The following is a 14,903-nucleotide window of genomic DNA, read 5'->3' as shown; positions in this document are numbered from 1 at the left end:
AACTAGCCGATGAATTAATGTCCCAGATAAGCCATTCTGATCTCTTCCGAATCTGCCAATTCCTTGGCATCTCCCTCAAGCACCACTCTGCCCGTCTCAAGAACGTAAGCCCGATGAGCAATTTTTAGCGCCTGATGGGCATTTTGTTCTACAAGAAGTACTGTTGTTCCAGAGGCATTTACTTCCTGGATGATCCGAAAAATATCCTGAACGAGCAATGGAGCAAGCCCCATCGAGGGTTCATCTAATAATAAAAGCTTGGGATGCCCCATCATCGCGCGCCCCATAGCAAGCATCTGCTGCTCCCCGCCGGATAATGTGCCGGCAAGCTGTTTTTTTCTTTCTAAAAGACGCGGGAAGGTGGAGTAAACCTTGGCAAAATCAGCAGCTAAGCTGCCTGAATCCTGTAAAAAAGCTCCTAGCTCCAGATTTTCTTCCACAAACATATTAGCAAATACACGCCTGCCTTCCGGACAATGAATAAGCCCCTGTTTTACGATGGACTGAACACTCTGATTCGTAATAGATTTATCCATGAAATCTATACTGCCTGTTTTGGGTTTCAGCAGTCCCGAAAGCGTCTTAAGCAACGTGGACTTGCCTGCTCCATTTGCGCCGATTAGAGTTACAATCTCGCCTTCTTTTACATTCATACTTAAATCCTTCAAGGCATGAATAGCCCCATAATATACATTGATCCCCTGTACGCTAAGCATGGTCCACTACGCCTCCTGTCCCAAATAGGCTTCTATCACTTTGGGATGATTCCGTATTTCAACGGGCGTACCTTCAGCAATCAACATTCCGCGGTCCAGCACATAAATCCGGTCACACACCCCCATAACCAGGGACATATCGTGCTCGATAAGCAGGATCGTCAACTCAAACTCTTCACGGATCCAGGCAATAAGATTCATTAGATCCCGAGTTTCATTCGGGTTCATCCCTGCGGCTGGTTCATCCAATAGCAAAAGCTTAGGTCCTGCTGCAAGCGCGCGAGCAATTTCCAAACGCCTTTGATTTCCATAGCTAAGATTCCCGGCACATTCAGCACATTGATCGGCAAGATTAAATATTTTGAGAATATCCATAGCCTTTTGCGTAATTTCGTTTTCTTCTACAAAATGCTTAGGCAGACGGAGCATGGAAGTGAACATTGAATGTCTGGCATGCTGGTGAAATGCGATCTTAACGTTATCCAGCACCGTCATAGAAGTAAATAGACGGATATTCTGAAATGTCCGCGCTGCCCCTTTTCGGTTAATCCGATAAGGCTTCATCCCGCCTACTGCCTGATTGCTGAGGATAATATCGCCACTGGAAGGCGGGTATACACCTGTCAGCAAGTTAAAAAGGGTTGTTTTTCCCGCGCCATTAGGTCCGATGAGCCCAATCAACTCGCCTTTATTAATATGGAGAGATACCTCGTTAAGCGCCTTAAGCCCGCCAAATGCACGACTTGCTTGTTGAACATCAAGAAGCACTTCCACTGTTGATGCTGTCACTTGGCTTGACCTCCTTTTTAGACCATTTCAAGAAAGAAAAACCCGTGCTGCCAAGCAGCCCTTTAGGCCGAAAAATCATCATCAGAATTAGAATCGCCGAGTAAATAATCATCCGCAGCTCCGGATATTCCTGAAGCACCGTGAAGAGCACCGTCAGTACAATCGCACCCACGATGGCCCCGCTTGTACTTCCTAGCCCACCTAACACTACCATGACTAGAATTTCGAATGATTTCAGAAAATTAAAGCTGCCAGGATTGATGACGTAGAACTTATGAGCAGAGAGACCACCCGCTATTCCCGCAAATAATGCTCCAAGTGAAAAAGCAATGACTTTGTACAAAGTTGTATTAATCCCCATCGCTTCAGCAGCAATTTCATTCTCCCGAATCGCTATACAAGCCCGGCCGTGAGTGGAACGTATAAAGTTATTGATCACAACAATCGTGACCAGTGTGAACAGAAACATAATCGTCCAAGTCGTTTGATTGGGGATGCCGCTAAGACCTGAAGCTCCGCCCACATATTCTGTATTGAGCAGGACAATCCGGATAATCTCACCAAATCCCAGCGTAGCAATCGCCAGATAGTCTCCATTCAGCCGCAAGGTCGGAATCCCGATAAGTACACCGAAAAATGCAGCAACCAGTCCAGAGATCACTAGCGCCAGCACGAATGGCATCTCAAAGTTTAAAGTTAAAATGGAAGAAACATAAGCACCAATAGACATAAATCCAGCATGCCCGATTGAGAATTGCCCCGTTATCCCATTAATCAGATTCAAAGACACCGCCAGCATGACATTTATACAAATTAGAATTAGCGTAGACTCCATGACATCATCAAATATTCCCGTTGTTAGAAGAACTTGAATGACGATATATAGCATGACAGAAAATACAATGCCTATCCAAAATGACTTGTTTATCTTCTTCATAGGCATCTCCCTACACTTTCTCGCGGACATTTTTACCAAATAGCCCGGATGGTTTAAAGATAAGGATTAGGATGAGTACAGCAAATGCCACACCATCACGCCATGAAGAGTATCCCAGAGAAGAAACCTCTGTCTCAACTGTGCCCAGCAGAATTCCCCCTACCAGAGCACCAGGAATACTGCCAATGCCACCTAGAACGGCAGCCACAAAAGCTTTAAGACCCGGAAGCACCCCCATCATCGGATCCACTGAATTATAAGTCATTCCGAAAATAACGCCTGCTGCTGCCGCAAGTGCAGATCCTATAGCGAAGGTGGCTGAAATGGTCCGATCTACATTAATCCCCATCAACCGTGCTGCTTCCATATCAAAAGAAACGGCCCGCATCGCTTTACCAATCTTTGTTCGGTGCACAATATACTGAAGGATGATCATCAAAATAACCGTCGTCCCCAAGATCATGATTTGATTGGAGTCCACCTGAATCGAGGAACCAAACAAGTTGTATTGCTGCTTATTAAGAATCTCCGGAAATCCTTTAGCCTGAGGACCAAGCACAAACACACCGCTGTATTCCAGCAAAAAAGAAACGCCAATTGCAGTAATCAACACAGCGATTCGTGAAGCTTTTCGTAGAGGTTTGTATGCTAGCCGTTCGATTGACATCCCCAGCAACGCACTGATTGTCATAGAAATCACCAATGAGATAAGTAAGACCAGTATCGGAGGAAGCCCTGCTGAAGCCAAGTACCTGGCACTGAACAATCCAATAAACGACCCAACCATAAACACATCTCCATGGGCGAAATTGATCAATTTAATAATCCCGTAAACCATGGTGTACCCTAGTGCGATCAGAGCATAGATGCTCCCTACAGAAATCCCGTTAATTAACTGTTGAATGAAATACTCCATCGCCGTCCCCCAATCCCCATATTTATTTTTAAAAACACCTTTCTTTAGCTTACATTCATTTTCATCGTTTTATGTCACTTATATTAACACAGTACTATACATGCGTCAGTAAAATTTGAGGTTTTTACTATAATATTCAATATTTTATGTTATATTACATAACATTTCGAGTTAAACCTTTGGGATGTATAAAGATAGAAAGTGGGTAAAGAGAAGAAAACAGAAGAATTATGGAGATTTTTAAAGTTTGATTTTCAGAGGGGGAGTCTTTGATTTTACCTACAGATTGCATTTAATGATAAATAATATAACATTTGTCTCTTTGGATATGTGTTTTTCGAGTTTATTATGAGTTACTGGTCAAGTTGTATCTCTATTTTTGCGCAAAAAAAAGCTCTGTCCCACACAATAATTCGAGTGAGAGAAAGCTAATTAGGGTGGTCAGTTCCATTCTTTGCACTTCCGTCACGAGTCAATTACTCATCATTTTCTTGTTTAATTCTTTAATCTGCATCATATGATGTAGGTCATGCGATATAAAATCCTTTAAATAGGACTCAAAGGAAAACCTTCCGTCCACATATTTGCCTGAGTATTTTCCCTCCTCAAGACTACTTATACAATCTAATATTAAGTTACGATACTTCACAGTCAATTCTATTAATTCGTCTTTGGTTTTTGTTTTACCATATGTAACAGCATCATTATTGAATTGATCGAAATCAATAAGTTGAAGTGTTATCGCTTTATCGTATGCTATCGGTTCGATCGTCGATTCATAGAAGTATTTATCCCATAACAAAATATGACTAACAACATCATGAATGGTCCATTTTCCTTCAGCGATGGGTGTTTTCCAATCTAAATCAATAATTTCTAGAACAAATCCATTCCATTCCTTAAACTGATTTAGCAAATCTGATCTGTTATTCATTGGCACATCTCCTTTTCTGGTAAACATCAAAATTCTAACAAAATCTCTTTAATTCATTCCTATATAGTTCATAGTTCGCTTCATCGAAACATATAAAAATAACCTTATTTATTTCCGACTTATTACCTAGGAAACAGTCGCTAGCATTAGACTCGCGGGGTTGTCCACCTAGCTAACTCTTCTTCAAACCTTTACCTTTATCGAACCAACACCTCGTGGTCCACGGCGTGAACGTATTGTTCGCAGCTATCTAGCTTTTTCGGAGCTACTAATATGTTCTTCAGCATCCAGCTATTTTCTATATATGTAATCGATAAATCCTTGTCGTATCCATTCGCCTTCAAACTTTCTTTCCAGTACTCGATCTTCTTTGTATATTAACTGCAAATCATCAAACATAGAATCCGCCTCATGATAATCATAATAAGAGTGTATTACGAATTCATCGTCTTCTATTTGTTCAAACTGATTATCCCCCAAATCAACTCCATCGCCGACTCTAAAATCCTTTAGAGTTAAAAAATTTACAAATAATAATCCATTAGGTTTTAGAACGCGTTTCATTTCATTTATCGCTTTTTTCACATCTTGTTTTCTCATATGAAAAATAGAGTTATATGAATACACAAAACTCATCGACTCATCACTTAGTGCCAACTGTCTCATGTCGCCTTGTTGTATATTTAGATTCTGTCCTCTTTCAGTTGCGAACTGACTAGCTCTTTTAATTTGTTCGTCATTCATCTCAATACCGTATGTACTGTATCCATAGTTTGCAAACAAACTTAGTGGAGGTGAATCCCCTCCCGCCCCGCAGTCTAATATGTTTTTTTCCATACCACTTTCATTGCATAATGCCAAAAATCTGTACAAGGGGATCTGCTTAAACAGTTCCATGTTGATTCCACTCCTTTGATCATGTAGTTATTGGATTCACTCATAGATCTTTCCCATATAAATTATTTGAGCACATCTCTTCCATGGGTTTTCAGGTTTACTTTATTGAATCCCCGCAGTTCCAAATGTCTCTTTAATAACTTTTTCGTATTCATCCCATTTAAAGCAAAAAGGGCCTATATCAATAGTCTTATTACCGGATTCTAATTTGAAATCTCTCCATATAATAAGATCCTCTTCTCTCTCAATAAATACGGATATAAAGCCACATTCTTCATCGCCACACCAGGGACAGACTAATATTGGGTACCTGTAGTACAAATATTCATGCATTTCGTTTAACAAAAAATAATTAATCATTTTCCTTTGATGCTCTTCACTACCCCACCCGAGCGAAGGAACCCTATCATATTTTTTTAACATTTGGTAAAGAGACCTATCATCAATTATTATGTCGGCAAAAATAGTATTTTTATTTCCCTCTTGATCCGGATCAAAACTATCATATCGGCTTGACGGTTTTGTTTGTATTTGATTTATAGTTTTCATGCTCCTCCTTTAAAATCTTCACACTTATCAAATAAACATTCGATCCCTCCACTCCATTCCCCTTCCAAAATATTGAATTCACCGTTCTCAGAATCGCATATAGCAACCGAAAAATAAATTTACACAACAAAAAAAGAGCTCCCAGAATGGAAGCTCTTCTTATGTAATTCAGAACGGAGAGAGTGGGATTCGAACCCACGCACCGCTTACGCAGTCTAACCCCTTAGCAGAGGGTCCCCTTATAGCCACTTGGGTATCTCTCCATGAAAATGGCTCCCCGAACAGGACTCGAACCTGTGACAACTCGATTAACAGTCGAGTGCTCTACCAACTGAGCTATCAGGGAACATTACAAGTGAACATGAATTAATTTATCATGATTTCAAGGTCTAGTCAAGCGGGCAAAATAATTTTTGTGATCGTTTTCAAATTTATGCTATTATTCGGCCGCTTGCTAGATTTTTTAAAGAGATTTCCATCCCTCTCCGTCTATAGATTACACCATTCTCCATCCTGCGGAAGCTGTACCCGATCCCCCAACGATTCCTTCTCTAAATGAGCTTTTAGCTTATCTCGGGTAACCAAACAATGGTTAATGGCGTCCATGTGCACAGCAATCACTTTAGTAGAAGGAGCATATTCACATAAGTCTACGACATCCTGCTCATTCATTGTAATATGGCATCCGCTTAAAAACTGCGCACCACCAGCATTCACAACGGTCACCTCAGGTTTAAAAGCATCCAATGCCATTTTCACCTTATCACACCAAATCGTATCCCCAGCCACATATAGAACAGGTTCGCCTTCCGCCTGAAACACAAACCCGGATACCTTACCCATAAGTTTACCAGTCACTCCAGTGCCATGCCGTCCATCAGTACGTGTTATAGTTATTCCATTAAACGTCAGAGAACCGCTAATTTCCGTGGTATGCTCAAACCCCTGCTTCGCTAATTTATCTCCATCTCCTTCCTGACATAATAGTGGTAGATCATGCGGCAACAAAGAAATGGCAGCAGCATCCCAATGATCCTGATGAAGATGTGTGACAAGAATTGCATTAGGACTCAGCCATTGTTCTACGGCTCCCGGCAAAGGAACGAGCGGATTGCGGCGATCATTGTCAGTATTAAAAATAGGTGGATTAGCACCCTGTTCACTCAACATAGGATCAATTAAAAATGTACTGCCACCATACTCTAGCCATAGGGTCGCATTGCGGATATGCTGTATTTTCATCGGAAGCCCTTCTTTCTTTCAGATATCTTCTGCTACAATTAATTATAGTTGGACCTTGAAACAGAATACATTGAGATTGGAAAAAGATTGGCTCGTTCTACTTTCACGCAGAAAGGATTTTAGATAATAATGAGTTCTTATTTTATAGATGATGTGGATTTTCGCATCCTGCAGCTTCTAATTGAAGATTCCACGATCAGTCACAAAGATATTGGGCAGCAAGTGCATATGACCGGTCAGGCTGTGGGCGCACGTATTCGCAAAATGCAGGACACCGGAGTGATTGAAGGCTACACGGTACGCTGGAATCCGGATAAGGTTGGGGAGACTATTCATGCCTTTATTACTGTTTTTTTGGGTTCGAATACGGTTCACCCAGCCTTTCAGACATTCGCAAAGCAGCATGATAGTGTAAAAGAAATACATAGGGTCAGCGGAGAAGGCTGCTACTGGATACGTGTTCGTACCGGAAGCCAAGAGGAGTTGAATAGTTTTCTCGACGAACTGCTGAAGTTCGGAAATTACAGAGTCAATCTATCGATGGGAAAACTGAAGTAAGGCTGCATCGGAATCGGATATGAAGCTACTATCGGACCCAGTTGACCTTATACTCAGCATAATCGCATATTTGGCATACTATCGGACCCCATTGCCTCTATTGGCACGAAAAACACCAAATATGAGCCTCTTTCGAACGAATAGCGTCACTTGAGTCCGAAACCCTGCCCAAAAGGCTAAAAACTTGCCAATAGCGTCATTGGGGTCCGTAAGCCTCAGCCAATGATAGCTCGGCGATGTTGGTGTTGGTGTTTATGCAAGTGATTGGGTTACTCAAAGTCAATGAGCTTTCGCTTGCCCATAAGCTTTTATAGCAGGCCAGCCATCGTCAAAAACGCAGAGCAGCGATTCTCCAATAACCGGAGGATCGCTGCTCTGCTGTCTTTTTACTTATGCCATATTGTAGCTTCTACCGCGGTAGCTAATTCAATAATTCAGCTGCTCTAAGCAACCGTACAAGAATTACGGCGGCTTCTGCACGGCTAGTATCACTGCTAGGTACAAAGCTGCCTGATGGTTGACCTTTCATAATGCCTTTTGCAGCCAGGTCAGACACTGCTTCTTTAGCCCATGAGGAAATAGTTGAAGCGTCTGTGAAAACATCTGTAGCAACGATTGCTCTAGATCCTTCAGCTTTTAGATTCAGCAGCTTCATTGCTCTGGCTGCCATAACAGCCATTTGCTCCCGTGTAATAGGGGCGTTCGGACGGAAGGTTCCATCCTCATAGCCTTGAACCAGTCCTAAGGCTGCAGCAGCTCTGGCGTCCGCTGCATACCAAGATAAATCGGACACATCACTGAAGGTCTTCGTCGTGTTCGCAGCTACAAGACCTAACGATCGAATCAGCATAGCTGCGAACTCGGCACGACTGACAGATTTCTGAGGTGCAAAGGTATCTGTGGATTGTCCGGTCAAGATCAGTCGGCTGGCAAGTCCCTCAATCTCATTTCTCGCCCAATGTGTAGCAATATCCCCAAAAGTCACAGGGTGCAGCGCAGCGACAAATACACCGCTCGCAATACTGCTCTTAACCGTAACCTTGGTCATCCCATTAACGGGCTCATACAATGCAGGTACATAACGGAAGGAACCCGTCTGTTCATCGTAAATAAGGACTACACCTGTCTTCGCATCCAGCGCCTCCTTAAGCATAAATGTACGATCTACATAAGTGGTACCGAACCCGCTTGCTGCTACAGAGGTTTTTCCATCCGTTACCTTTAGAGTGAAATTAGCCGGTGTTCCTTGCACAGTAAAGCCTTGCTGCTTAGCTTTGACAAGCAGTTGTTCCAATCCTTTTCCGCTTAGCGAATTTACATTGAACTCCAGTGTGCCTGCCGGCATTTGTGCGGCTTTGAGCACACTCTCCACAAGCTCTAACGGGAAGCGGTAGCTCATCCCTCCACTTTCAATAACAAGCACAGCTTTGGGGCTAAGTGCCGCCGCCTTACGTAAAGCATCTGCACTAAACCGGGCTGTGCCGTCACCGTTAGCTGATATCTCGATAACAGCCTGCCCTGCAGTCGCCTTAGCTTTTAGCTGCGCATCATGATTAGCTGCTGGCGTAGGTGCTGGTGTAGCCGTCGGTATGCCGGGTTGAACAGGGTTCACTGACCCTGTAGGGTCTGTTGGACCAGGAGTACTTGTTGGTTCTGGAGTACTCGTCGGACTAGGAGTACTTGTTGGGTCCACAGGATCGATCGGGTCTACAGGATCTGTCCCGCCAGGTGATAGCACCTCAATTGTATATCCCCTCTTCTCGTTGCCCACAGTTACCGTGAAGTCTGTGATTCCCGCTTGAATTCCATTAAGACTGTCGTTGGTAAATGTAGCAATCTCACTGCTCATAATATTTAGAGTAGCTTGTGCGGTAAGATCTCTGCCTTCTTTATCTAGTACCTTAAGCGTAGCTGACTTACCCTGCTCTAATATCACAGGCCCGCTCTGTCCATCTGCTAGTTTGATAGAGAACGGTTTAATGGCTGAGGCTATTCCTTGATTTTGTTCTTTAATGCTTAAGTCAGGAGAGGCATTGGTCAGTAGGTTCATCCGTTCACCACGAATAATCATGTTGTCGACCAACAGACTCCCTTTCAGATTTTTCGTAACTTCTATACCGCTTGTACCTGCGCCATCCAATACATTATTCGTCAGCACAACTCCATCAATGGAAGTGAGAGTATCTCCCTCTAGATCACCTTGAGCAATCAACCCCGAATAAGTGCTGTCCAGTGCCGTATTGTTGCGAATGAGTACTTTTCCTTTCAGATCACTCTCACCAGCATAAAGCCATAACGCACCCAGATTCACGCCGTAACCGGAATCGTAGCTGCCAGTTCTAAGCAAGGTATTTCGCTCCACAATCGTTGTTCCTTGGAATGGCTCGGCGGTGAAACGGGTGGACACTGCAATCCCGGCTCCATTAGTCACAGTGTCTTTTACCACGTTGTCCTGGACTTTGTTATCTTTCCCCCCAAAGACTACAATGTTATCCGCTAACCAAGGCAAGGATACCGTATTAAAACGTGCCGTGTTGTTGTAGCTCGGTGTACGTTCCGTACCATTCACATCCGTCAACTTGCCGTCAGTAAACGACCACATTGCGATTCCATCATCCCCTGGATAGCGGATGTCACTTTGTTCCATCATGCTGTTGCCAGTCCCTACGGCAAAGTTAATTCCGTCTGCCATAAGATTGCGGATCCGCAGACCTGCCATGTACAGACCATTCGTACGCGCCTTTTCACCCATCGGCTGAGTTAACCACAAGCCTGCTTTGGTATGTTCTATCCAAACGTTCTGTATAATCGAACCTTGGCCAAAAGCACCATGAAAAGCGTTGGTGATCGCTTCATCATCCCGTTCGTTAATGCCGCCTTCTATCATCAGATCGTAAACACCAACCTTACCGCCGTGACCATAAAACTTAGCTCCATTCAGAACCGTATACCACATGCCGGCACCACGTATTTCAGCGGTATCCAGATCCAGCAGACCCTCACCGACATTAAAGGTACCCGCCGGGAACCACACACCTTTACCTGTCGCATTCGCTTCGGCAAGGGCTGCCTTGAAGGCTGCGGTATCATCTCCCTCATCATTCGCTGCCGCTCCAAAATCCGTTACGGAAATAAATCCGTCCGGGCGAGCCAACTCAGGGGCAACCTGCTCCATATCCACCAGGTCAATGACGTAAGAAGCTGCGTTGTCTCCTGTTCCCTTCTCTAAGCGAATAGTTGCTCCGGCAGGAGCATCGCCGATCAGAGCATGGATTTCGTCAAAGAAGCGGTGTCCACTGCCTTGGCGAGGGTCATTTGACCATGGGTAGCTGCCATATTCCCAAGCATATTTGGATGTCAGCTTAAGCTGCTTCTTAATTCCATCCACATATAGAGTCAAGGTTTCTTCCGCACCAGCCCCATCTGGACTATCAGGAATAGAATATCGAAGAACGATGGAGTTAGCTGATTCTGCAAGCTTGAACTCTAGATAATCTCCCGTATTCTTTAAGGCCACCGCTTGTCGTCCAGAAGCCTCGGAAGCCATGCTGAGATATTTCCGCGACGAACCAATCAACGTTCCGTTTGTTGCCGCATCCTCAGCTTCATAGCTGATATATGGAACCGTTGCTCCACGGTATGTTTTGTTTACGCTGTTTTTTACGGTCAGGCTATCAAGGGTTACTTTACTCCAATCCACGTTGTCACTGCTTAGAGAAACCGTGTTGATGCCTGCACGAAGCTGCAGTTTTACCACTACAGTCTTCCAAGAGGCAGACTTGCCAAGACTAACCTTGCCCCCTTCGTGTAATCCATTCACCTCTAGTGCCAGATCCGTTGCGGCAGCAGCGGTATTTTTGTATCGAATAACAGCATCGTATTCCCCAGCCTGCTGGGCGTTGACTGCAAACCGTATAACACGTTCCCCTTTGAATGCTTCTCCTCCTGCATAAATTGCATCAGCAGGGATAGGTAAGAAGCTCCAGAGCTCACTATCAGTTCCATTTGCAGCAGAACCAAGCTGAACAGCCGATGTGCTGTGAGAAAGAAGACCTGTTCCGTTCGCACTTAGCAGAAGAGCATAACCTAACTTCTCTTCCAGCTTCCATTGGGATCTTTCTGTATCTCCAGCAGCTAACAAGACCACTTGGCCCGATTCATTGAGCGAAAGATAATGTTGTGTCTGAACATTCATAATCCGTTTGCGTCCGTTTATCTCCTGGACCAGCCACTGGGATTGAGCCGCCATATCGGAAGCATCTGCATATAGGACAGCCCCCTCTTTTTCGGCCAATACTTTACCAGCCATGCCTTTCGGTACAATGGTTATGATGTTGGTATCATTTTGAACTGGAGTAGTTGTATTGTTATTGCGCAGTTCTCCAGATGGAGTAGTAAACTCCTGTGGAGCCGCCTCAAGTGTCCATAGTGCCGTACCCTCACTTTCTAGCAAAAGCGCACGTTCAGCATATCCTGTCTTATTGGCAATGTTTATTAATTCATCGTCGTATTCTCCAAAGAGACTACGAATGGTGTAATGTGTATAATCGGAAGCCAAGCTTACTTCCCAGGCGGATGCTCCGTCTACAGCAGGATCTGTACTACTGCTCTCCAAATATGAATAATCACCATTCAGCGTTAAAAAATGACCTGTTGCCCGGTTGGTGATCGTCTGTTTACCCTCCTGTACAGTTACATTCCAGTGCGAAAATCCATTGTCTGCTGACGGCTGCCCATACAGAACAACCCCACGCTCATTTTCGTATAAATACTCTCCGCTGCTTGCATTCTTGAATCTTACAGGGTAATCAGGCAGTGGCGGAGCAATCGCTTCAACCGCTTCAGCAGTAAAATGTGCACTGCTTTTTTCCGCTGTATCTGCAGCTTTACTGATTCGGAGAATTGGGTTGCCGTTATCATCCGGCGCACCATAGATATAGTGACCAGCCCATGAGCTCATAATGGTAGTCACACCGGACGGTTGCATATCAACCTTCCACTTAATGCTGGCCCATACATCGTACACTGTTTGCAAAGTTTGAACGCTAACTTTAGGATCAATCTCATCTACAGCCCCACCTATATGCTCAAGGGAGAGATAACGTCCAGTGCCTTTATTTTTTATCTTCACCGATCCATTGCTGCCCGCTATTTCTTGCAGCTGCCAGACAAAGGAATCGTCATTCAAATCAAGTGGACCATAAGTAGCCTGGCCTACTGTTACATCCTCGTTGGCAGCTGCTAGAGGTGCAAGATTTTGGTTAGAGTGTGCAGAGTCCTGGTCAGCATAGACAGCTTCAGTAACCGTCTTGGATTCTGGCAATTCCTCTAGTGCGGCTGAAGAAGTCAGCAAAGGACCATCCTTAAGATATTGATCTTCTCCATTTACAGCATCTAGCTGAAAACGGAACAAATCTTGTTTTTTCTCGGTGACCGGAACAAATCTCCACTGCGGACTGCCCCAACCTGGATTGATCACTCCGTACTCAGCATATTTAGTGAGGTTTTGAAGTGAAATATACTTCTCTGGGATTTTATTAGGTTCCTTGTCGAGAACGCTACTGATTACGTAGGTGTTGTTCCCAACATTTTTGCCTGTCCAGATGTATTCTCGTTCCACATGATTTCTGTCTGGAAGCTCTGTGACCTGAAGGTGGCCATTTGGCATATTCATCGTGTTCATGTAATGGCCTGTTTTCTTGTTTTTGAACAGCTTGCGGCCGTTATATTTCTCCACGAGCCACTGATCGGAGCCGTCCTTCTGCATATTTCCATATTTTAAAAGACCATCAACACTCTCATACCAATAAAATGACTTCCAGCCATTCTGAATCCGGTAATAGGGCACGGTGCCGTCAGTCGGTGTGTTAGGATCTAAAAGCTGCCACTGAGCGCTCAAAGAAGTCGCATCCCCAATCGCACCCGCATGTTCTCCACCCAATGTAGACAAATAAATGCCTGTGCTTTCGAGATTCTGAAGCGTCTGGTAATCATCATAATCATCGGAATCATTAAAAATCCATTGATCCGACGGCTGACTTCCGCTAATCTGCAAGGCCTTGGCAGTACCTTCACTATAAGAAACATAATGATCGGTTGCCGCATTACGAATACGCTTATTGCCGTCATAATCTTCTATATACCATAGATAGTCAGAGGTGTTAGCGGCATCTGGCGCAATAATTCCATGCTTAAGCTCGCCGTTTGCGGATTCATATAAGAAATCTGTAGCCACTTGTGCATCCGTGTAAGTTGCCAGTCGTACAGGCTGTAATTCGGAAATAGGCACGATTCTCCACTGCGCGCTTGGATTAGAGGCTGAACCCGGCCAGCTGTTAGATCGCACATTATTGTCATCGCTGAATTGTGGATTTAGCCATAATGGACTCCCCTCTTCAGTTAAACCACTGTTACGAAGGGTAATGAAGCCCGTCCCATCAGGGCCTGGTGCATGCTCTTGGACCCATTCACTTAGCTTCACGTGATCCATATCGACTTCCTGCGAAAAAACCCCAGCCCAGGTCACTTCATTTTGCTTAATATAATGACCTGTCGCACGGTTGCGAATCATTACTGTTCCGTCATCCGTCCCTGATTCAAGATACCACTGGGCCGCTTCATTGCTGACAGGCTGTTTACCGTAAAGAACATTCCCTTCACTTTCATACATTACCTGACCGGGGCGGAGACGACTCTCTAGCCGTACAGGTGCTGCATTTAGATCTATAAAAGCCCACTGCGGACTCTCAAACGTAACATTGATATCCGAGCTTACTTGCGCATAACCAAGCTGATTCTCCTCGTGGATAACCAACTTCCCCTCTGGCACAGTCGCACTTCGGATGATCATGTATCCATTGCGATTGGAAGTATCAATTAGCCACTGATCCGCAACACTTCCTGAACCTTGGTGTTCTGCCGCCTTAAGTGAATCCTCTTTGCCGTTGTTACCAGCCATTGTAATGTAATGGCCTGTCTTCACATTCTTGATTCGTGACAGCCCGTTCACCGTCTCAACCGTCCAATGCGCTGAAGCATCGGCTGGATTGGTCATGCCATAACGCACGATTCCTGCGGATGTCTCATATAAAAAGTTGTTTTTCCACTTATTCTTGATGAGTACCGTACCTGATGGAATTTGCTCAGCGCCTGTTCCTCCAACCCCTTCTGCTCCCACGGAACCACTACCGGTTCCCATTACAGGCAAGCTTGAAAAAATCAGCAGCAGCGCGAGCAGACCCGCCATTGCGGACCTGATTCGTTTCATACATGTGCCCCCTCTAATTAATATGGACTTCCTTTTCATATTAGTTTGGTAACGCTTACAAAACGATGTGCGATTTTATCCAGAAAAAGGTGTATTTG

10 protein-coding genes and 2 tRNA genes are annotated in these 14,903 nt (G+C 44.4%); 1 reads left to right on the top strand and 11 read right to left on the bottom strand.

The genetic code is table 11. The annotated features are described in order from the left end of the window. Positions 1 to 14: 14 nt before the first annotated feature. The 10 genes from MHH89_RS27785 to MHH89_RS27740 all read right to left on the bottom strand — a co-directional run bounded on the left by MHH89_RS27785 (position 15) and on the right by MHH89_RS27740 (position 6,980). Entirely contained in the window at positions 15 to 716 is a 702-nt protein-coding gene (locus MHH89_RS27785; protein WP_076128224.1) for an ABC transporter ATP-binding protein, read from the bottom strand. Between the two features lie 6 nt (positions 717 to 722). Next, the gene (locus MHH89_RS27780) at positions 723 to 1,505 is read right to left on the bottom strand and encodes an ABC transporter ATP-binding protein (protein ID WP_076195260.1); all 783 of its coding nucleotides are present in this window, start codon (positions 1,503 to 1,505) and stop codon (positions 723 to 725) included. Then, positions 1,474 to 2,442 (bottom strand): branched-chain amino acid ABC transporter permease, encoded by a 969-nt coding sequence (locus MHH89_RS27775; RefSeq protein WP_076128228.1) that lies wholly within the window; start codon positions 2,440 to 2,442, stop codon positions 1,474 to 1,476. The genes MHH89_RS27780 and MHH89_RS27775 overlap by 32 nt, the downstream gene beginning before the upstream one ends. Before the next feature lie 10 nt (positions 2,443 to 2,452). Further along, complete coding sequence (locus MHH89_RS27770; protein WP_445739144.1) at positions 2,453 to 3,280, bottom strand: branched-chain amino acid ABC transporter permease; 828 nt, start codon at positions 3,278 to 3,280, stop codon at positions 2,453 to 2,455. Between the two features lie 550 nt (positions 3,281 to 3,830). After that, positions 3,831 to 4,292, bottom strand: a complete 462-nt coding sequence (locus MHH89_RS27765) for a DinB family protein (protein WP_076280575.1) — start codon at positions 4,290 to 4,292, stop codon at positions 3,831 to 3,833. 291 nt (positions 4,293 to 4,583) lie between these two features. Continuing rightward, positions 4,584 to 5,189, bottom strand: coding sequence for a class I SAM-dependent methyltransferase (locus MHH89_RS27760; RefSeq protein WP_076278193.1), 606 nt, complete (start codon positions 5,187 to 5,189; stop codon positions 4,584 to 4,586). A 102-nt stretch (positions 5,190 to 5,291) separates the two neighbouring features. Next, the gene (locus MHH89_RS27755; RefSeq protein ID WP_076220227.1) at positions 5,292 to 5,738 is read right to left on the bottom strand and encodes an oxidoreductase; all 447 of its coding nucleotides are present in this window, start codon (positions 5,736 to 5,738) and stop codon (positions 5,292 to 5,294) included. 174 nt (positions 5,739 to 5,912) lie between these two features. After that, a tRNA-Ser gene (locus MHH89_RS27750) sits at positions 5,913 to 6,001 on the bottom strand. Positions 6,002 to 6,008: 7 nt separating this feature from the next. Then, a tRNA-Asn gene (locus MHH89_RS27745) sits at positions 6,009 to 6,084 on the bottom strand. Between the two features lie 143 nt (positions 6,085 to 6,227). Further along, on the bottom strand, positions 6,228 to 6,980 hold the full coding sequence (locus tag MHH89_RS27740) for an MBL fold metallo-hydrolase (protein ID WP_076277915.1): 753 nt from the start codon (positions 6,978 to 6,980) through the stop codon (positions 6,228 to 6,230). Between the two features lie 129 nt (positions 6,981 to 7,109). On the opposite strand from MHH89_RS27740, the gene MHH89_RS27735 reads away from it, so the two are divergent. Further along, positions 7,110 to 7,538 (top strand): Lrp/AsnC family transcriptional regulator, encoded by a 429-nt coding sequence (locus MHH89_RS27735; protein WP_076277914.1) that lies wholly within the window; start codon positions 7,110 to 7,112, stop codon positions 7,536 to 7,538. A 421-nt stretch (positions 7,539 to 7,959) separates the two neighbouring features. Here MHH89_RS27735 and MHH89_RS27730 read toward each other — a convergent pair whose 3' ends face one another. Continuing rightward, positions 7,960 to 14,805: an S-layer homology domain-containing protein gene (locus MHH89_RS27730; RefSeq protein ID WP_341088611.1), complete on the bottom strand. Its 6,846-nt coding sequence runs from the start codon at positions 14,803 to 14,805 to the stop codon at positions 7,960 to 7,962. Positions 14,806 to 14,903 lie beyond the last annotated feature (98 nt).

Origin of the sequence: Paenibacillus sp. FSL H7-0323, assembly GCF_038002725.1 — a bacterium.
Lineage (GTDB): Bacteria > Bacillota > Bacilli > Paenibacillales > Paenibacillaceae > Paenibacillus_AQ > Paenibacillus_AQ odorifer.
Note: the sequence above shows the minus strand (reverse complement) of the source record. Positions and strands in the feature narration are given on the sequence as shown.